The sequence below is a fragment of the Dokdonia ponticola genome, assembly GCF_042653865.1.
Classification (GTDB): Bacteria; Bacteroidota; Bacteroidia; order Flavobacteriales; family Flavobacteriaceae; genus Dokdonia; species Dokdonia ponticola.
Genome location: NZ_JBHSFV010000005.1, coordinates 135,494 through 155,617, shown reverse-complemented (window position 1 = coordinate 155,617; position 20,124 = coordinate 135,494). Strand labels below are relative to the sequence as shown.

Annotated in this window: 14 protein-coding genes; 8 read left to right on the top strand and 6 right to left on the bottom strand. The window is 39.8% G+C overall.

Translation table 11 applies throughout. The features are described from left to right. Window positions 1-280 precede the first annotated feature (280 nt). The 3 genes from ACFO3O_RS10005 to katG form a co-directional block, all read right to left on the bottom strand. Window positions 281-3,910 (bottom strand): M1 family aminopeptidase, encoded by a 3,630-nt coding sequence (locus ACFO3O_RS10005; RefSeq protein WP_379978466.1) that lies wholly within the window; start codon window positions 3,908-3,910, stop codon window positions 281-283. A 56-nt stretch (window positions 3,911-3,966) separates the two neighbouring features. Then, complete coding sequence (locus ACFO3O_RS10000) at window positions 3,967-4,857, bottom strand: ABC transporter ATP-binding protein (RefSeq protein ID WP_379978465.1); 891 nt, start codon at window positions 4,855-4,857, stop codon at window positions 3,967-3,969. 262 nt (window positions 4,858-5,119) lie between these two features. After that, window positions 5,120-7,336: a catalase/peroxidase HPI gene (gene katG / locus ACFO3O_RS09995; protein ID WP_379978464.1), complete on the bottom strand. Its 2,217-nt coding sequence runs from the start codon at window positions 7,334-7,336 to the stop codon at window positions 5,120-5,122. Between the two features lie 482 nt (window positions 7,337-7,818). Between katG and ACFO3O_RS09990 the strand changes: the two genes are divergently transcribed. After that, entirely contained in the window at window positions 7,819-8,955 is a 1,137-nt protein-coding gene (locus ACFO3O_RS09990) for a serine hydrolase domain-containing protein (protein ID WP_379978463.1), read from the top strand. 10 nt (window positions 8,956-8,965) lie between these two features. Here the strand turns inward: ACFO3O_RS09990 and bshB1 are convergent, their stop codons facing one another. Continuing rightward, window positions 8,966-9,682, bottom strand: a complete 717-nt coding sequence (gene bshB1, locus ACFO3O_RS09985; protein WP_379978462.1) for a bacillithiol biosynthesis deacetylase BshB1 — start codon at window positions 9,680-9,682, stop codon at window positions 8,966-8,968. Window positions 9,683-9,728: 46 nt separating this feature from the next. Beyond that, window positions 9,729-10,904, bottom strand: coding sequence for a trans-sulfuration enzyme family protein (locus tag ACFO3O_RS09980; protein ID WP_379978461.1), 1,176 nt, complete (start codon window positions 10,902-10,904; stop codon window positions 9,729-9,731). A gap of 86 nt (window positions 10,905-10,990) precedes the next feature. Here ACFO3O_RS09980 and hutI point away from each other — a divergent pair, with 86 nt between their 5' ends. The 6 genes from hutI (at window position 10,991) to ACFO3O_RS09950 (ending at window position 15,934) form a co-directional block, all read left to right on the top strand. Beyond that, window positions 10,991-12,220, top strand: coding sequence for an imidazolonepropionase (gene hutI, locus ACFO3O_RS09975; protein ID WP_379978460.1), 1,230 nt, complete (start codon window positions 10,991-10,993; stop codon window positions 12,218-12,220). Then, window positions 12,217-12,786: a hypothetical protein gene (locus tag ACFO3O_RS09970; RefSeq protein ID WP_379978459.1), complete on the top strand. Its 570-nt coding sequence runs from the start codon at window positions 12,217-12,219 to the stop codon at window positions 12,784-12,786. The genes hutI and ACFO3O_RS09970 overlap by 4 nt, the downstream gene beginning before the upstream one ends. 3 nt (window positions 12,787-12,789) lie before the next feature. Then, on the top strand, window positions 12,790-13,797 hold the full coding sequence (locus tag ACFO3O_RS09965; protein WP_379978458.1) for a formimidoylglutamase: 1,008 nt from the start codon (window positions 12,790-12,792) through the stop codon (window positions 13,795-13,797). Then, window positions 13,784-14,251, top strand: coding sequence for a GNAT family N-acetyltransferase (locus ACFO3O_RS09960; protein ID WP_379978457.1), 468 nt, complete (start codon window positions 13,784-13,786; stop codon window positions 14,249-14,251). Before ACFO3O_RS09965 ends, ACFO3O_RS09960 begins: the two co-directional genes overlap by 14 nt. After that, window positions 14,251-15,042 carry an MBL fold metallo-hydrolase gene (locus tag ACFO3O_RS09955; protein ID WP_379978456.1) on the top strand — a complete coding sequence of 264 codons (792 nt, stop codon included), beginning with the start codon at window positions 14,251-14,253 and terminating at the stop codon, window positions 15,040-15,042. The genes ACFO3O_RS09960 and ACFO3O_RS09955 overlap by 1 nt, the downstream gene beginning before the upstream one ends. 166 nt (window positions 15,043-15,208) lie before the next feature. Beyond that, window positions 15,209-15,934, top strand: a complete 726-nt coding sequence (locus tag ACFO3O_RS09950) for an acetolactate decarboxylase (RefSeq protein WP_379978455.1) — start codon at window positions 15,209-15,211, stop codon at window positions 15,932-15,934. Window positions 15,935-16,474: 540 nt separating this feature from the next. On the opposite strand, the gene ACFO3O_RS09945 is transcribed toward ACFO3O_RS09950, so the two are convergent. Next, the gene (locus ACFO3O_RS09945; RefSeq protein ID WP_379978454.1) at window positions 16,475-18,355 is read right to left on the bottom strand and encodes a T9SS type B sorting domain-containing protein; all 1,881 of its coding nucleotides are present in this window, start codon (window positions 18,353-18,355) and stop codon (window positions 16,475-16,477) included. 261 nt (window positions 18,356-18,616) lie between these two features. Between ACFO3O_RS09945 and ACFO3O_RS09940 the strand changes: the two genes are divergently transcribed. After that, on the top strand, window positions 18,617-20,083 hold the full coding sequence (locus ACFO3O_RS09940; RefSeq protein WP_379978453.1) for a vanadium-dependent haloperoxidase: 1,467 nt from the start codon (window positions 18,617-18,619) through the stop codon (window positions 20,081-20,083). Window positions 20,084-20,124 lie beyond the last annotated feature (41 nt).

Genomic DNA, 20,124 nt, shown 5'->3' with positions numbered 1-20,124 from the left:
AGTATGGTCGTGTGCATGTATAATACCATTTACCAATTGAATTTACTGTAATAAAACACCCTTTTTCCCTTTCTATTTCACAAGAAAAAAGAAACCGTAGCTTAGGCTATGCTTTAGTTTTCTTTCTCATATAAAGAAAAAAATCATCCTTTTCTTTTCCAGTAAATTCAATTAATAACTGTTATAACTCCTGAGAAAGCTTTCGCGAAAGCGCACAAAAAAACACCCTAACCAAAAATAGGTAGGGTGTTTCTATTTCTAAAATAATCTTTTATATCACTTACTCAGAAGGACCAGCATTCTCTGTCACCTTTTTTCTGTTGTCACTACTACGGCGATCAATAAGTTTATTAAAGGGATCGACTCCTGCTTCTACCGGTTTTTCATCTACAATGATGTCAAAACTGTTATTGATGTCGGTTACTTTGAGTTTTTTGAGATACAAGACATTTTCGTTACCTGTCGTCTCATCCTTTTCTCCAAAGACACCTACCTCTATATAATCGGCAAGTGGCATAGAGACAATCGCATCTTCTTTGCCTTCTGGAGTGAACGTTAAACTATCGCCTTGTGGAGATTTGTAGTCTTTTTTTCCTTTTTCATAGGATCTATACTTACTCACTAGTGCTTTTATATTTACAGCATACGTTCCATCTGGTAATTCCGTATACATCGCATCTTTCACGCTATTATCGTATAAAGTGATGTTCTCAAACATATCCGTAATCAGGTATTGTAAAGAGTCTGGCGTCGCTTTCTTGATATCAGCTACAAATTCTGTTGCCACAGGATACGGACTTCCTTTAAATTGATATTTCTCTGCAAAATCTTTCGCGACAGCGTTAAAATTTTCTTCTCCTATATAATCACTAATCGCATATAACACAAGAGAGCCTTTTTGATAATGGATGTACAGCTGATTTTCATTATACATCAACGGTTGTTCTTTGATGCTTTCTGCTGTTCTCCCAGTTAAATATCCATTCATAGCTTCTTTCAAGAATCTACGCATTTGATTTTTTCCATATACTTTTTCAAGGACTTTTAAAGAGCTGTACTCAGACATACTTTCAGAAAGAAGGGTGGCGCCTTTGGCTTGTGCACCTATCACTTGATGTGCCCACCATTGGTGTGCCAATTCGTGGGCTGTAATGGCCAGCGGATAATCAACAGCATCTTGGTCTTCGTCATCTACATCGGCTATAAACCCGACACCTTCGCTAAAAGGGATGGTATTTGCAAATGCCTGTGCAAAACCTCCTTTTTGCTTTGGAAATTCAATTATACGCACTTGTCTATGTTGATAAGGGGTATAATTGGCGTTGTAATAATCCAGCCCTTCTTTCATGCCTTTCATCATACGATCCAAGTTATAGGTATGGTCAGGGTGATGGTAAATCTCCAGATTAATTCCTTTATAATTTTCTCGTACAACCGCATATTCCCCACTTAAGAAGGAGTAAAAATTCAACATCTTAGAATCCATCTTGTAATGGAAATACCTTCGGCCGTCTTCTTCCCATTCTTTAATGAGGTAGCCAGGTGCAATCGCAATCTGATCAGGAGATGTACTTAAGGTCGCTTCAAAATCAATCCAATCACTGTATCCACCCACATAATTACGATCTCTAGCGCCAGGTGCATCTGGATCTGGCAATCGGTCTTTAGGGGGCAAATTATACTTTTCGCGTACTTGTACGTTTTTAATTTCAAAAATGTCATTATACCCAACAGAAGGGAACATCTCAAAGGAGTTTACAAACGTACCATTGGTTGAAATCGGAGATTTATTATCTAGAAATCTGTTCGGTTTATTTTCTGTGGTAAACTTGAAAACCAGCGTATCACCGGGAAGCATTGGTTTTTCAAATTGATACATTCTATAATCGTAGTCCTCATTGTCGTACACTATTTTTGCCTCTCGATCTAACGTGATTTCTATGGGGTATTCCGTAAGATTGACATGCAATGTATCGATAGCGACACTATCTCTATTCACCATCACAAAAGTTGCACCCGCCTTAAAATTTCGTTCTTTTGTGTACATATCCATAAAGGTATTGACAGCGACAAGTCGTGGTTGTGGTATTCCTGCAAATTTCCCTAACTCGCGTTCGGTATTTACCTGTAGTTCTTCGCGTTCTTTTCCAGAGAGCATTTCATTTTCTACGTTATTGATGTACCAAGAGTAGCTTCCTATTCCTAAAAACACGATAAGACTAACCGCTGCAATGGCGATGATGGGGGTGTTGAGTCTCGCTTTCGCGAAAGCAAAACGCTGCTTCACACTCATACCTGCTCCCCGTCTATAAAATAGAATTGCGAGCATCAAGAGAATGAGACCAAAAGAAATCCAATAGGCTCTGAAGGTATAAAACCTTGGCAAACTTGTCCCATATCCATCAAAATCGGAAGGGCTTGGTGTCCCGCCTGAATTGAAATCATAAATTGCCTGCTCTACCCCTATGGCACTCTGCACCAAAGGAACCGCAATCGCTATAATTAATAAAACAACAAGCCCAATCCATTTATTTTTGATGAGTGTATGCACCAACAATGCAAGCAGAATCCATGGAATATAGCGCAACACATTGATGAAAAACGCTTGAAACAGGTAAATATCTATTTGATAATCGTAAAAGCCTTTCACAGTTTGAAAAGCGAGTCCACAAAGAATCAACACCAACTGTAAAAAAGCCGTCATGATAAAAAGTGCCCCTCCTTTTGAAACTAAAAATATCCAGCTTTTGGTAGGTGTCACATCTACGATTTGATTGAGATGCGCCATACGCGCCCGATCCATTAAAAAACCTGCATATAGGTGGATTAATAAAAAGGAAAACAAGACCATGTAGGTAGAAGGCTGTGCAAGCATGGCCCATGTTTTAGGCAAAATAGCTGTATTAAATATGAGCTGTGAAAAACTCATCATCACAAACGTCAAAACAATAGCCAAGAAAGTTATTATGATAAAAGGCCATCCAGTGATGATATAACGGGTGTCGTTTTTAATAAGATGCCATAGGGTTTTTAACTTTCCAGAAAAGGAAAAATCGGTTGCCACTTCTGGAATGACCACATGCTCTATCTTACTAAAATTATTTTTAACAGCTTTTACAGTTTTCTTTTTGAATGGGTTAAGCGAGGTCGCATTTTGCGAAAAATTAAAACGCCCTATGATTCCAAATAAGATGAGAAATGAAATCCCTCCCCAAAGAAGGCGGTTGTATAACAACGTGCCCGACATGGGAATAGTTCTTTCATTTTGTTCTACTGGTGTCCAGAACTCTGTTGCATCTGCTAGGGCTACATTTGCCATAGGGTCAAATACAGCATAATAGAATTTATCATCTGCATTATCGGAAGCACTTGTCGCAATCAACTGTATAATAATCATCGTAAGCACTGCCATAAAACCTATGTTTAGGTTACGGCTAAAAACGACAATAGCAAATACAATGGCACTGTAAAAAAGAACATTAGGAAATATAATAAAAGCAAACGGCTGAATATAATTCCACAGTTTAAATGGTCCCAACAATGATTCATTCACCCCTGGTAAAATAGAGCCAACAAGAAGTCCTAATATAATGGCGATAATAATCCCAAGGTTGATGGTAACTCCTGCGGCAAATTTTGCGAGTAAGTACTTGAACTTGGTCAAAGGATAGGAATACAATACGTTGTGCATATTGTTTTTAAAATCTCGGTATATCGTCCCTCCAGTAATGGAAGGAATCAGCAAATACGTGAGTATGGCTAGCTGTGATAAGATCCCTGTAATCGCCAGTGGGCTATTAAGGTATACATTACTGGTCACCGTAACATTATCGCTACTAAAAACGCCTAGCCCTAGAGCCATGATGAGGAGTCCAAGTAGAAACATAATAACGGTAAATATGTAAAACATAGGTTTCTTAAACCATGTTTTTATTTCGTGTAAATAGATGGTGCTAAACATAGGGATTAAAGAATCTCAGCGTGATTATTTTGATTAAGCGTGGTGAAGTACACATCTTCTAGTGTCGCCTCTACACTTTGAAATCCTGCTCCAGGAGACACATCGCTATACACACGTACATCAAGATCGTTTGCGTCATTAAAACTTGAAGAAATCACATTGTGCTCCAATTGTAAGCGCTCCATCGCTTCACGGTTTGTACTGATCTTCCAGATTTTCCCTTTTAATGTATGCACAAGTTCTTTAGGAGTACTCTGAGCAAGTAGCGTTCCGCCATTAAGAATGGCCATGTCTGTACATAGTTCTTTTACATCATCTACAATATGGGTAGAGAAAATAACAATATGATTGGTTCCAATCTCTCTCAATACATTTAAAAATCGATGGCGCTCTGCTGGATCAAGACCCGCTGTTGGCTCATCTACAATAATCAATTTAGGATTATTAAGAAGTAATTGTGCGATCCCAAAACGCTGCTTCATCCCACCAGAATATCCAGCTACATGTTTGGCACGAACATCACTGAGGTTGGTTACTTCTAGGGCTTTATCAACAATTAAATTTCGTTCACTTTTGTTTGTAATTCCTTTTAAACTCGCAAAATAATGTAGCAAGTCACTAGCACTCATTTTTGGATAGACTCCAAATTCTTGTGGCAGATATCCCAATTGCTTTCTGAACTCGATTTTATTATTGAGAATGTCTAAATCGTTAAAATGTATTTCTCCAGTATCTGGTGCTTGTAATGTGGCAATGGTACGCATTAAGGAAGACTTTCCTGCGCCATTAGGCCCCAGAAGCCCAAACATTCCTGCTTTGATATCAATAGTGACATCATCTAGTGCTTTTACTCCGTTACTGTATGTTTTTGAAACGTTTTTTAAACTAAGAATCATAAAGGGAATTTTTAAGTTGTACCATTAGTGTACGATCAATTTAGGTTGTTACAGATTTTAGCGTAAATAATGGTAATTACTATTTATTTTATTTTAAAAGTGCGTCTATATTAGTATAAAATAGCCGTCTTGGCAAAATACTACTAATTAGTATGTAAAATACCCTGCTTTGACAGATTCTATGTACGCTTTCGCGAAAGCGCATAAAAAAACACCCTAACCAAAAAAGCTAGGGTGTTTGTTACATACATTGACATAAAACTTATGCTACATCAAAACGATCTGCATTCATCACTTTTACAAAAGCTCTTACGAAGTCACGAACAAATAAGGGCTCGCCATCATTAGCTCCATATACTTCGGCAACTGCTCTTAACTCTGTGTTAGAACCAAAAATAAGGTCGACACGAGATCCTGTAAATTTCATTTCACCTGTACGACGATCTGTTCCTGAGAAAAGCGAATCATCAGATGATAGCGCTTTCCATGTGTAGGTAAAGTCTAATAAGTTCTCAAAGAAATCATTAGTAAGCGCACCTACTCTATCTGTAAACACACCAACTTTAGATCCGTTGTAATTAGCTCCTAATACACGAAGCCCTCCAACCAATGCAGTCATTTCTGGAATAGAAAGTCCTAGTAATTGTGCTTTGTCAATTAATAATTCTTCTGGAGCGGTTTTCATTCCTTTTTTGATGTAGTTTCTAAACCCATCAGCTCTTGGCTCTAGGTATCCAAAAGAATCAATATCAGTTTGCTCTGGCGTTGCATCGGTACGTCCTGGTGTAAAAGGCACCGTAATATCGTGACCGGCATTTTTGGCAGCACGTTCTACTCCCACAGAACCAGCCAATACAATTAAATCTGCCATAGAAACGGCAAAATCTGCATTATTTTGTACCTCTTTTAAGGCATTTAATACTTTTCTAAGCTGTGTTGGATTATTTACTTCCCAATTATTTTGAGGAGCTAAACGGATACGTCCACCATTGGCGCCTCCACGCTTATCAGAGTTTCTAAAGGTTGATGCAGAAGCCCAAGCGACTGATACCATTTCTGTAGCAGAAAGGTCTGTTGCATCTATAGCTTCTTTTAGTGTGTTTACTTGACTATCAGAAAGTGTGTATCCATTTGCTGCTGGAATCGGATCCTGCCACAATAGCTCTTCTGTAGGTACTTCTGGTCCTAAATAACGAGAAATAGGTCCCATATCACGGTGCGTTAACTTGTACCAAGCTCTGGCAAAAGCATCTTCAAATGCTTTATGGTCTTTGTGGAACTTTTCAGAAATCTTGCGATATGCTGGATCCATTTTAAGCGCCATATCTGCAGTAGACATCATTAACGCTTGTGTCCCTTTTCCTCCTGCTGCAGGCGCTTGTGGTGCATCTGGATTAGATGGTGTCCATTGGTAGGCTCCTGCTGGACTTTTAGTCAACTCCCAATCAAGGTTTAAAAGTACATCAAAGTATTCGGTATCCCAACGTGTTGGATGTGGTGTCCACGCCCCTTCCAATCCTGAAGTGATGGTATCATCCAATACTCCAGTACCAAAACTGTTTTTCCACCCCGTACTCATTTCTTCTATGCTAGCACCATGAGGCTCTGCTCCTACATACTTGTCTGGATCTGCAGCTCCGTGTGCCTTTCCAAAGGTATGACCTCCTGCAACCAATGCTACAGTCTCTTCATCATTCATTGCCATACGTCCAAAAGTCTCTCTGATATCATAGGCACTTCCAAGCGGATCTGGTTTTCCACTAGGTCCTTCTGGATTTACATAAATAAGTCCCATGTGTGTCGCTCCTAAAAAGCCTTTCAGCTCTCTATCGCCTTCGTGACGATCTTGCTCTCCTAACCATTCATTCTCATATCCCCAGTTAATGTCTTGCTCTGGCTCCCAAATATCCTCACGTCCTCCCGCAAATCCAAAGGTTTTGAATCCCATAGACTCTAACGCTGCATTTCCTGCAAGGATAAATAAATCTGCCCACGATAAGCTCTTACCATATTTCTTTTTGATAGGCCACAATAATAAACGTGCCTTATCTAAGTTTCCGTTATCTGGCCAACTATTTAAAGGCGCAAAACGCTGAGATCCTGAACTAGATCCACCACGACCATCTCCTATTCTGTAAGTACCTGCACTATGCCATGCCATACGAATCATAAACGGTCCGTAGTGTCCATAATCTGCCGGCCACCAGTCTTGAGAGTCGGTCATCAAGTCAATAACCTCTTGCTTTAACGTTGGATAGTCAATACTTTTGAAAGCTTCTGCATAGTTAAAATCCTTTCCAATTGGGTCATTATCTACCCCATTTTGGCGCATGATATTCAACTTCAACTCATTAGGCCACCAATCTCTGTTGGTCGTTCCAAGACCTGCAACGATCTGATCAGGGTTTCCTAAAAAAGGACATTTGGCGACAGCTTCTGGGTCATTGATATCCCAGACATTGGTATGTTTAGTATCCATAATATATATATTTTGATTTTTTTCAAATAGATTCTCCCAAAATTACAGCTATTATACGTGAATTACTCATAAGATTTATCTATTTGATTTATCAACGCATTGTCAAAGCTTATAGTCGAGTCGTAATTTTACTATTCCTGAGTCTGCTCCTGCCTGGCGGCAGGCAGGTTCGCGAAACTTGCGCTGAGCGTAGTCGAAGTAGTACGTATAAAAAAATCTAAACGCAAAAAAGTAAAGAAAACCAACTAGTTGATTCGTATCATCATCAAACATACATAATCCTCAAGGCAAGCCCACGAGGTATTTAACGGAACATATTTTTTAATTTCCTAAACTAGCTTTGAGGTATTAAATCTTAGATCCCGCTGAAAAATCAGGATTAACCTGCCTGACGGCATAGGTAGGTTCAACTAGTTATTTTAAATTTGTTGTTTGACAACTCTTTAAAACAACGTTTCACTAATAAATATCTTGCACCCATTATGAAAAATACATTTATAAAGATTGCGGGGATTGTCATTATTGTCGGAGCGCTTATTTGGGGCGGACTGAATCTTCTTATCAATGCAAAATCAAGCATCCCTGAACTAGTCACTACGGCTCCTATTACTGAAGCAGAAGGTAAAAAGGAAGTCGATGCTTGGTTAACTACCTTAAAATCTGAAGGGAAATTTAATGGAGGTGTTTTGATGGTGAAAGACGGAGTTCCTATTTTTATGGACACCTACGGCTATACCGATCATACACGTACACAACAACTCACGACACAATCGTCTTTTAGACTAGCCTCGGTATCTAAGCAGTTTACCGCTTTTGGAATCATGCTTCTTGAAAACAAAGGATTACTAGACTATGATACGCCTGTGACGACGTATATTCCTGAATTCCCCTATCCTCGTGTAACGGTTCGGCACTTACTCAATATGACCTCTGGTATTCCTGATGGTTATTTACAACTTGCCGAAAAATATAAAAGCACCCTAGGAGACGAATTAAGTATTCAAGAAGCTGTGCAGTTACTGTGTGACTATCCCTCCAAAGCAGCCCCACCGAATAGTTGGTTCAAATATTCGAATTCCAATTATATTTTGCTCGCTGGTATTGTAGAGAATGTTTCTGGGCAGTCTTTTGAGACCTATATGCAAGAAGCGATTTTTAATCCGCTTAACATGCAAAATGCACGGGTTTGGAATCTGCTTTCTAAAGACAAAACATTCCCAAATAAGACACTAGGTTTTGAAAAACAAGACGAGAACTATATTCCGATGTATCCTACGTTTATAGACGGTGTTTCTGGCGATGGGGGTGTTTTTGCAAGTTTGGAAGATTTTGTGATTTGGGATACAGCATTGTATGGTACTTCGCTCCTTCCCCAAGAAAAACTACAAGAAGCCTTTAAAACACCAACGCTTACCAATGGTACCGTTTCTACCTATGGTTTTGGCTGGTCTGTCGATGATGAGGTCATGCAACATTCTGGAGGTTGGTTAGCGGCACGAACGTATATCTACAGAAATACAAAAACAAAAACCTGTTTGGTGATTTTAGATAATTCGGCTAACAACTGGCATTTTGTGAGTATTCAGGAACGACTAATTAGTCTTATAGAAAAATTATAGTGGTTATAAATTATATCAAATCAAAAAGACTATCTACCGCAGGATATCGCTCTACCGTAAAACCTTCGGCATAATCGGTGCCTATGAGTCTGCCTAAATCTCTTGCTCTGTAATTGATACTTTCCTTAAAGGTAAGACTTGAAATCGGCGTATTGTCATCTGGAGAATTAGGATCAAAAAACTGGGTTTTATAGGCAAAGACTGCCTCACATTTTTTTTCAATAAATCCACTAACATCCACCACAATATCAGGTGTGATATTTTCCCATTGTATGTAATGATAGACGGTTTTAGGGCGCCATTTTTCTTGGACCACTCCATCCCGTTTTGTCTCAATTTTCACAAGTCCACTTAAAAAGCACGCATCACTTGCCAGCTTACTTCCTTTTCCGTGATCAATATGTCGATCTTGAATCGCGTTGCAAAGTACCATTTCGGGTTGGTAGGCGCGTATGACCTCGATGATCTTCAACTGACTCTCTGTATCATTTTGAAAAAAACCATCGGCGAGTCCGATGTTTTCACGAACGCTTACGCCTAGTATACCTGCCGCACTGGCGGCTTCTTCTTTTCGAGTTTGTGCCGTCCCTCGGGTGCCTAATTCGCCCCTTGTTAAATCAAGGATACCTACTTTTTTCCCTCTGGCAATTTCTTTGGCGATGGTCGCTCCACAGCCTAATTCTACATCATCGGGGTGTGCGCCTATGGCGAGTATATCTAATTTCATGAATGGTTTTTTGTTCTTTCTCTACGGTGTCGTGTATTTCCTGATATTATAACACAGGCTCCTCCAATTGCGCCATGACCGTTAATAACGCTTGCTGGATATCTTCAATAAGATCTTCTTTGTCTTCAATGCCTACCGAAAAACGAATCAATCCTTCGGCAATGCCTTGATTGGCTCTCTCTTCTTCCCCTAATAAAAAATGAGACGTTTGCGCTGGGCATAGCATCGTACTTTCCACTCCTGCTAAGCTCATGGAAGGTTTAATGAGTTGCAACGACTTCTGAAACACCTCCGGATCCAATCCTTCAGCAAGTTCAAAAGAAAGCATTCCACCGTAGCCACGCATCTGCGCTTTGGCCAATAAATGATCTGGATGTGACTTTAACCCTGGATAATACACCTTATTGATCGCTCCATTTTTATCGAGCCATTTGGCTAACTTTTTGGCATTTCTATTTTGTGCTTTGACACGTATCGCCATGGTTTTCATACTGCGTTCCAGCAACCAAACGGTCATATCGCTCAAGCTTCCGCCTAGATTTTTTCCTAAATTCCAAATGCGGTCAATATGCTCTTCACTCGCCGCGACAGCACCTGCACAAATATCACTGTGCCCGCCCATATATTTGGTGGCACTATGAATGATGATATCAATGCCAAATTTCAACGGATTCTGATTAATGGGCGACGCAAAAGTATTATCAATCATGGTGACAATGCCTTTTTCTTTTGCCAGATCTGACACCATCTGCATATCCGTAATGGTCATTAACGGATTGGAAGGGGTCTCAATGTATAACACTTTTGTTTGGGGTGTAATCGCTTTCGCGAAAGCGGTCTTATCCAAACCATCCGTAAACGTGTAGTCAATTCCGTATTTGGCAAACTCCTCAACCACGAGATTATACGTTCCGCCATACAAGGTTTTTTGTAAGACAACATGATCTCCTTTTTGTAAAAAGGCAAGTAAGGTCGTACTCACGGCTGCCATCCCACTTCCAAAAATCATGGCCGCTTCAGTTCCTTCTAAAGCGGCAATTTTTTTACATAAAGCCTCTTGATTAGGGGTGTTGAAATATCGAGGATAACGTTTTATATCTACATCCATAAAGGCATAAGACGATGACATGAAGATAGGCGAAACGGCTCCTTTAAACTGTTCATCTGTCACTTCCCCTACATGGGTACAAATGGTATTAACTCCTTTTTTATGATGATTCATGAGCTTACTTTTTTATCCCATAAAAATACAAAAAACAATTCCTTAATTTTGTTATATAAGCGATAAAGTACCTACCTTTATTTTTTATGAAACTTATTACCAACATACATCAATTACTCGTTACTGGAGAATTCACTGGGCCTGTCTGTGGGAAAGCCATGTCCCAAATGCCTTACATCACTAATGCATACCTCATTATAGAAGAAGATCGGATTTACGACTTTGGTCCTATGGAGGATCTTCCCCCTGTTGCTGCAGTGGAGATTATAGATGCTACTGGAAAAATCATCTTACCAATGTGGTGCGATTCTCATACACATCTTGTATATGCGACAGGCAGGGAAGATGAATTTGTAGATCGAATCAATGGCTTGTCTTATGAAGAAATAGCCAATCGTGGCGGTGGTATTTTAAACTCTGTAGCACGTTTACGATCCATGTCGGAAGATGCCTTGTACGAAGACGCATTAAAACGGTTACAACAGCTTATTGCACTCGGTACTGGTGCCATCGAAATTAAAAGTGGGTATGGCCTTTCGGTAGCAGCAGAAAAGAAAATGCTTCGTGTGATTGCCCGATTGAAAGCAGCCGTTGACATTCCGATCAAAGCTACCTTACTCGCTGCGCATGCTATTCCTACTGAATATAAGGAGAATCGAGCTGGCTATGTCCAACTGATTATAGAAGAGATGATTCCCGCTTTCGCGAAAGCAAAATTATGCGATTTTATAGATGTATTTTGTGAATCTGGCTACTTTACAGTTGCCGAAATGGAAGCGATTCTCACCGCTGGAAAACAACACGGTTTACGTCCCAAAGTGCATGTCAACCAGTTTAATGCTATTGGAGGCATTGCTGCCGCGGTTAATCATGATGCCCTTTCGGTAGATCATCTAGAAGAATTGGCACAGGAAGACATCGAAGCCTTACAAGGAAGCAATACCATTCCCGTGGCATTGCCTGGATGCTCCTTCTTTCTAAGTATTCCTTATACCCCTGCAAGACGTCTGATAGACGCAGGTCTTCCTCTTGCCATCGCTACCGACTACAATCCAGGCTCGGCACCAAGTGGAAATATGAATTTCACCGTCGCACAAGCAAGTATTCAACTGCGCATGACACCCGAAGAAGCGATTATTGCCGCCACGATTAATGGAGCATTTGCCATGGATGTCGCTTCTAAGGTCGGGAGTATTACCAAAGGAAAGAAAGCCAATCTTATCATAACCACCCCTCAAAAATCATATAATACCCTTCCCTACAGGTTTGGATACCATCAAATTGATCAACTCATCTTAAACGGAGAATTGTTATGAGTCTACCTAACTTTAATCTCACTGAAGGATCACCTGTCTCAGATGCCTTTTTAAAAAAAGACATCAAGACATTTCACGGTGCCGTACGTTATATACACAATCTCCCTTATGGTCGTAATAAAGATCCTAAAAACATGGCTAGTATTATTCAAGAAGGCGTAGGCACCTGTTCTACAAAACACGCTTGTTTAAAAACGCTTGCCGAAGAAAACGAAATTCATAGCATACAATTAAATCTGTGTATATTTTCTATGAACAAGAAAAACACACCTGGCATAGAAAAAGTACTGGATACATATCGCTTATCCTACATACTTGAAGCCCATATTTGCTTGAGTTATGACCATGAGCGGTATGATTTTACGTTTCCTGGAGTTTCTAAAAAATCATGGGAACCCGATATTCTTATAGAGACTACGATCGATGCAGACCAAATATTTGACTATAAAGTTTCCTATCACAAATCTATTCTTGAAGATTGGATTCAACGTGATAACTTTCCCTATAGCCTAGAAAAAGTATGGGAAATTCGAGAGGAATGTATCCAAGCGTTAACAAATGACTAACCCATGATTCAGCTTCATATCCAATCAAAAGAAACACTTGATGAGCTTATCTCCAAAAGAGAAGGGGAAACTAAGCTTGGAGAAACAGTTCAATTTTGCCATAGCCTTGAAGGCATTGAAGAAAGTAATGCCCGCTATGTTATTTTTGGAATCGCCGAAGATTTTGGGGTACGTGCTAATTACGGGAGACGTGGCACTGCCAAAGCATGGAATGCATTTCTACAATCCTTTGTAAACATCCAAGAAAACCAATATAACTCAGGAGAAAACATCTTACTATTAGGCTATATTTCTGTCACTCCCGACGATATCAAATACACCTCACCCAAAGAAGTTTTAGGTGATATTGTCACTAGAATTGATAAAAAAGTGGCGTTTATCGTAAAAACCATTGTCGCTGCCGGTAAGATTCCTGTCATTATTGGTGGAGGACACAACAATGCCTATGGCAATATAAAAGGTACCTCGCAAGCTCTGCAAGAAACCATTAATGTAATAAATATAGATGCGCATACAGACCTACGCACCACTGATTACAGGCATAGTGGTAACGGTTTTTCGTATGCACTTTCCTTAAATGATCCTCAGGAGGCTTCGCTAGACAGATATACTGTGTTTGGGTTGCATAAAAATTACACCCCGCAATACATCTACGATTTGTTTGAAAAACGCAGAGATCGTTTGCGGTATTATCATTTGGAAGAGCTGTGGCCTCGTAATATTCCAGTATCTAAACAGTTTAAAACCGCGCTAGATTTTGTCGCTCAAAAATCATTTGGACTCGAATTAGATTGCGATGCAATTACTAATTTTCCAAGTAGTGCACAAACCCCTAGTGGTTTTGACATTAGCGACGTGCGCCAATTTATAATGCATGCCGCTTCCAAAAAGCAATGCTGCTATTTTCATATATGCGAGGCTTCGCCGGGAAGAAAAAAAGCAGGGCAAGTAGGAAAAGCGATTAGTTATTTTGTGACCGATTTTATCCGAACACACCATGCAAATTATTAATTACAATCCTTTATATGCGCCAGATTTTAGAGCACTCAATATAGATTGGTTAGAAACTTATTTCTATGTAGAGCCCTATGACAACGAAGTCTTGAGCAATCCAGAAACCTACATTATATCGAAAGGTGGTCATATCTTTTTTGCGATTCTGGAAGAAAAAGTAGTAGGCACGGTTGCCTTGATGCCTACAAAAATAGCCCACGTGTACGAACTCACTAAAATGGCAGTAGATCCGTCCGTACGCAGTCAGGGAATTGGACAGAAATTGATAGCGCATTGTATCGCTTTCGCGAAAGCGGAAAAAGCCCCAAAACTTATATTATACTCAAATACACTTCTTGAAAATGCCATCTACATCTACCGAAAATGGGGATTTGTCGAGATTCCTTTAGAAAAAGATGTATATTATGACAGAGCCAATATTAAAATGGAATTACTATTAAATAAAAAATAATGAAAAAGATCTTACTCCTGATACTCGCCTGTATCACCGTACTTAGTTGTAAAGAAAAACAAGCCGAAACCGCTACAGCAACTTCTGAAGAAGTTACAAAGACTGTTGAGACAAAGAACGAACTTCCTTTTAAAGTCAATCCTATTAGTCATGCGACCATGGTATTGCAATGGGGTGATACTACGATATATGTTGATCCTGTAGGCGGTGCTGATGCTTTTGCAGCTCATCCAACTCCAGACCTCATTTTAATTACAGACATACATGGTGATCATTTGAATGTGGAAACCTTAGAAGGCCTTGATACCTCAAACGCAAAAATTATCGCTCCACAAGCGGTAGCCGATAAAATGCCCGAAGCGTTTGTACCACTGCTTGATGTTTTAAATAATGGGGACAGTAAAGAGCGTTTTGGTTTTGTTGTCGAAGCTATCCCAATGTATAATTTACGAGAAGAAGCCTTAAAGTTTCACACCAAAGGACGTGGTAACGGCTATGTGATTGAAAAAGATGACACCCGTGTCTATATTTCTGGTGACACCGAAGACATTCCAGAAATGCGTGCACTTACCGACATAGATGCTGCATTTGTATGCATGAACCTGCCATACACCATGACGGAGGTCAGCGCTGCCGATGCTGTGCTGGACTTTGCGCCTGCTAATATCTACCCCTATCATTACCGTGGTTCGGAAGGTCTTAGTGACGTAGCGAATTTTAAAACCATTGTCAATAAAGGAAATCCTGACATCAACGTGGTGCAATTAGATTGGTATGGGGGAAAGGAGTAGTTGAGAGTTATCTAAAACCATCATCAAAAAGTCGTACGCTACTAAGACATACGACCGATTCGCTGTTGGACATAAGACGTAAGACCTGGTTTTTGATGACTTGAAAGCTAATCATACTATGCTTATGTAAATTTTAATCGGTTATCAGTGATTGAAAAATAAAAATATGATTTATAAAAATATCCTATTAAGCATTCTTACCGTGGTTATTCTAGGCTGTACCTCAAAAAAAAAGCAGACCTCATCACCTGAGACGTATGACGACATTAGGGTTGTTGGTGCTATGAAAAATGTAATGTGGAAAGGAGAGTTAGCTGGTACGATTCATCTAGATACCATTGCTACTAAACAAGGGCTCTACGGTCTCGGGCCCGAGCGTTTTCTTACAGGAGAACTTCTTATTAACAATGGGAAGAGTTATGTCTCTAGGGTGACTTCCGATTCGACAATGGTGGTAGAGAAAACCTTTGATGTTTCAGCCCCTTTTTTTGTGTATGCCAACGTTCAAGAATGGGACACCGTCCCTTTACCTACTACCATCAAAACAATTAAAGAGCTAGAAACCTTTATAAATTCAAAAACCACGGACTACAAACGCCCTTTTGCGTTCAAACTAAACGGGAATGTAAAACAAGCCAACTTACACGTTCAAAATCTTCCTGAAGGCACGAGCGTTTCTTCGCCCGATGAAGCCCACCAAGGACAAGTGAATTATACTCTAGAAAATGAAGCCGTGGACATTGTTGGATTTTTCTCTACGGCACATAAAGGTATTTTTACGCATCATGATTCCTTTGTACACATGCACATCATCACAAAAGATGAACGTATGATGGGACACTTGGATGCTGTAGCCATAGAGAAAATGGTATTGTATTTGCCGAAGCGGTAGTTCAAAAATGTTATCCAAAAGAAAAACAATGGAATAAATGACTACCAACCAATCCATAAAAATATTTACAGGTATCTGGATATTTGTGATTTTCACGATATCTATTATACTTGGTAAAATCTTTGTGGATATATTCAATATCAATCAAACGATTGGATGGGCTTTAGATTTCATGGGAGATCAATCTTGGATTACAGATCTATTCTATTATCCATCTTGTGTTTATGCTGTATTGTACTGGTTTATTTTCACTTTAAACAAGAAAGAGACTAACGTATTTATATCAAAAGTCCATATACTAATTACTGCTATTTGTGGTTTTTTATTGAGTTTTGTTGAGCTTGACCTAAGGATTCTTTTATTTTTTATAGCGTTTTCATCGGTGATGTTTTTTACAAATCTTTATGTTTCATTATCCGTTAAAATGAAGTAATCATAAAGTAACTAGTACATTCAATTGATGTAAAAACATTCTGTTATGATTTTTTAGCTTATATGCTTTCACAAACCTGCCCTCCACTATACAAAAGCCTCCCCACCCTACAACAACAAAGATACATGCCCAATCACCACACGGTCATTGGTGGTGATTTCATACCAATAATCATCGGGAGGTAATAACCTGCCTCTATAGGTTCCATCCCATGCAAATGTGAGTCCGTTGCCACTAGCGAGTAACTTTCCAAAACGATCAAATACGCGCACAAAACTAGAAGAGAAGAAAGTCGCATCTGGAAGTGCAAAAAAGTCATTGATCCCGTCATTGTTCGGCGTGAAATAGGTTGGGATATTAAAATGATAAAAGGAAGTAATCACGGGAAGACATCCGTTGGCTGTTCTCACAAATACCGTTTGTAAGCCTCCAGGGATATTTCTTAAAACAGGGGAACTCGTATAAGAAATCCCATTTAAAGAATATTCAAAATCACCTTCACTGGCTACTTCTATGACAATGTTTTCACCCTGAGACGTAATACTCGCAATTTCTGGAATAGCAATCCCTTCTACTTGAAAGGTTTTGGTAGCACTACATCCATTGGTATTGGTCACCGTCACCGAATATACGCCGCCTGTCATAATTACAATAGAAGGTGTGGTTTCTCCTGTGGACCATGCATACGTCACATTGGCAATTCCCGCCGAAAGGATTCTCGATTCTTGGTCATTACATATTTGTGACGTCTCCAGAGGGTTGACAAATGAAGGAGATACCACTTGACTGATTGACACTGCTGTTCTTATCGTGCTTCCACACTCGGTGCCTATAGCAAAAGCCTGCGCATAATACGTTCCTGCGGTTTCTGGAGTGAAGTTGGTTCCCGTTGCCAATACCTCGGTACTTGTTTCTGAAGCATACCAACGAACCTCAGCTCCTTGCGACACACTTACTGAAATTCCAGATAACATAACGTTATCACAGGCAACCACATCTCCGTTGCTGATAGGTGGATCAGGCCCCTCTACAAAATCAATTAAAAACGAATCTGAAAAAAAGGAGCAAAATACATCCCCTAAATTATCAGGGTCTGTTGCAGTATTCACTCTATAAAACGTAGTGGTTGTAATCCCTTCCGTGGTGTATTCCTCTGAATTGGCACCCGCAATATTCATCCAGTTTTGACCGTCATCACTTTGTTGCCATTGTATAAAAACATCGGGCGTTGTGGTAACGGTAAGGATGGTATCTAAAGACGATTGATTGTTGCACAGGATCAAATCCTCTTCTCCTGAAATCTCTGAGGTGATGGTGGTAATATCACCGCAGGCTCTAAACACAATATCATCAATCGCAAGATCATTCCCACACCCTCCATTTCCGTTATTAATCATTTTTAGGATCACCTCTGTCTGCCCTACACCAGTTTCAAAAACAAGCCCGTAACGATTCCAAACCGGTGTAGGCGTCCCATTAATATCGCCCGTATCTCCAGAAGTAAGCAAAACCGTATCGGTACTATCCCATATTTGAAAACGTACATTTACAGGAATTCCTGTATTCGCACAAACATTACTTGCACTATTGTATAGGTTGAGAAGAAACGCAGAAAACTCATAAGAGGTGTTTTCACAAAGCCCTTGTATGGTTCGGTTATAGAATTGATCGGCTGTAAAGCTTGCATTCACAATAAAAGCACGTCCATTGACATCTCCTGGGGTATTATCTAAGCCTGAGTGGAAAGCACCTAACTGTTGCAGGTTGGAGGAGATGGTATAGAACCCATCTTCGGGAGCATTATTTACGTAGGTATAGGTCGTGACCGAAGGATCTAACGCAGGCCCATTGGTAGTTCCTGTTCCAAAATCTTCTGTAAAAATGGGATCCCCGAGATCACCTTCACAAAACCCCAACTGACCATAGGCCGCACTAAATGAAATGATACAGCACAAAAAAGTAAGTCCTCTTTGTATGGTTTTAAGCATTTCTTTCAAAGATAGGGGAACACATTGGTCGCTTCCAAACGAAATCTACTGATTTCATAAAGTGTTAGCTGTTTGCGAACTAATCATTGCAAATCCAAAAAAAGCAACTCACAAGCGATCAAAATAGGAGTCTGACTCATTTGTATAATCGTTTTTTTTCGCTTTAAGCGAAAAATGTACCATTCAAAATCGACGTATAATGAATCTCTAGGTATGCTCAATTTGTTATATTTGCCCATATTTTTTGAGAAAATCAATACTATGAAAACAGCCTTTTTAGTTTTAGTCACGGCATTCACCTTTTTTAGTTGTAAAGAGCATCAAAATACCTCACAAAGTCTTGTTGAAGAAAATGAGCCTACAGGAGTTAACAATGTTGCCTATAAGTGGGGAAAAATGGCATTAACGGCCACAGCAAATGACACCGAGCGATTTTTACCTAGACCTACCATTACCTCAAGATACCTAGGGTTGATCTCTATATCTATTTTTGATGCATGGTCAAGGTATGACGAAAAATCAATTCCCGTATATTTAGAAAATGTAGAAAGACGACCTGCAGATGAACATACCTTAAAAAATAAGGAAATTGCCATAAGCTATGCGGCTTTTACAACAATGAGCGAATATTATTATGAGGACACTCCCCTATTTGCAGACTTCATGAAAGAATTAGGCTTAGACCCAACCAACGAATCCTTAGATCCTAATACTCCAGAAGGCATTGGGAATTTAGCGGCAAAAGCAGTTATTGAAGCCCGAAGAGGAGACGGTTCAAATCAGTATGGAGAAGAGAAAGGTTCTAATGGCACTTCATATTTTAATTATACAGGGTATCAACCTTTAAACTCGGCAGACACCAATGTAGATCCTAACCGCTGGCAACCTAAATATTTTTCAGATGGAAAGGGAGGAAAATTTGCCCCTGAATGTTTAACTCCTTTTTGGGATAAAGTCACGCCTGTGGCATTAACATCGGGAGATCAATTTCGTCCAGGTCCACCGCCTATGATCGGCTCGGAACAATTGGAAAAAGAAGTACAGGAGGTTATTGAGATGCAAGCCAACTTGACCGATTATCAAAAAGCGCTTGTAGAGTTTATGAGAGATGGTCCGCAGTCGGTTCAACAAGCAGGGCACTGGCTTAAGTTTGCACAAGATGTTTCTCGGAGAGATCAACACACACTGGATCAGGATGTGAAAATGTACTTTTACAATCAAGTCGTGGCTATGGATGCTTTTATTGCTTCTTGGGATGCTAAAATGTTTTATGACTATGCACGACCCTATGCCTTAGTACATGAATATTACCGAGATCAAAAAATCAAAGCGTGGGGAGGTGAAGGCAAAGGAATGATAGAAGTTGACGGAAGCCAATGGAGACCCTACTCACCTGAAACTTTTTTATGTCCGCCTTTTCCTAGTTATGTTTCTGGTCATAGCACTATAAGTGGAGGTTGCGCCGAAGCTTTAAAAATATGGACAGGTAGTGATACCTTTGGCTCAGAAGCACAACTCGTTGCTGGTGCGATGACAGAGCCTGGTTATAAAGGGGATACAATTACTTTAAAATTCCCAACATTTACAGAGACAGCAGAAATGGCTGGAATTTCTAGAGTACTTGGAGGCTATCACATTCAAGCAGATAATGTAGCAGGACTAGCATTAGGAAGAAATGTAGCCAAAGAAGCTTGGAAATTTTATAAGAAGCATATTGGAGAAGAATAAAGGGTATTAAAGCCCAGGGCAAGTCCTGGAGCCTAAAAAAC

Excerpts from the sequence above, each read along its gene's own strand:
- ACFO3O_RS09955 (WP_379978456.1), top strand. The coding sequence starts at position 14,251 with ATGAAAAAGATCTTACTCCTGATACTCGCCTGTATCACCGTACTTAGT.
- ACFO3O_RS09965 (WP_379978458.1), top strand. The coding sequence starts at position 12,790 with ATGATTCAGCTTCATATCCAATCAAAAGAAACACTTGATGAGCTTATC.
- ACFO3O_RS09980 (WP_379978461.1), bottom strand. The coding sequence starts at position 10,904 with ATGAATCATCATAAAAAAGGAGTTAATACCATTTGTACCCATGTAGGG.
- katG (WP_379978464.1), bottom strand. The coding sequence starts at position 7,336 with ATGGATACTAAACATACCAATGTCTGGGATATCAATGACCCAGAAGCT.
- ACFO3O_RS09945 (WP_379978454.1), bottom strand. The coding sequence starts at position 18,355 with ATGCTTAAAACCATACAAAGAGGACTTACTTTTTTGTGCTGTATCATT.
- hutI (WP_379978460.1), top strand. The coding sequence starts at position 10,991 with ATGAAACTTATTACCAACATACATCAATTACTCGTTACTGGAGAATTC.
- ACFO3O_RS09940 (WP_379978453.1), top strand. The coding sequence starts at position 18,617 with ATGAAAACAGCCTTTTTAGTTTTAGTCACGGCATTCACCTTTTTTAGT.
- ACFO3O_RS10005 (WP_379978466.1), bottom strand. The coding sequence starts at position 3,910 with ATGTTTTACATATTTACCGTTATTATGTTTCTACTTGGACTCCTCATC.
- bshB1 (WP_379978462.1), bottom strand. The coding sequence starts at position 9,682 with ATGAAATTAGATATACTCGCCATAGGCGCACACCCCGATGATGTAGAA.
- ACFO3O_RS10000 (WP_379978465.1), bottom strand. The coding sequence starts at position 4,857 with ATGATTCTTAGTTTAAAAAACGTTTCAAAAACATACAGTAACGGAGTA.
- ACFO3O_RS09960 (WP_379978457.1), top strand. The coding sequence starts at position 13,784 with ATGCAAATTATTAATTACAATCCTTTATATGCGCCAGATTTTAGAGCA.
- ACFO3O_RS09950 (WP_379978455.1), top strand. The coding sequence starts at position 15,209 with ATGATTTATAAAAATATCCTATTAAGCATTCTTACCGTGGTTATTCTA.
- ACFO3O_RS09990 (WP_379978463.1), top strand. The coding sequence starts at position 7,819 with ATGAAAAATACATTTATAAAGATTGCGGGGATTGTCATTATTGTCGGA.
- ACFO3O_RS09970 (WP_379978459.1), top strand. The coding sequence starts at position 12,217 with ATGAGTCTACCTAACTTTAATCTCACTGAAGGATCACCTGTCTCAGAT.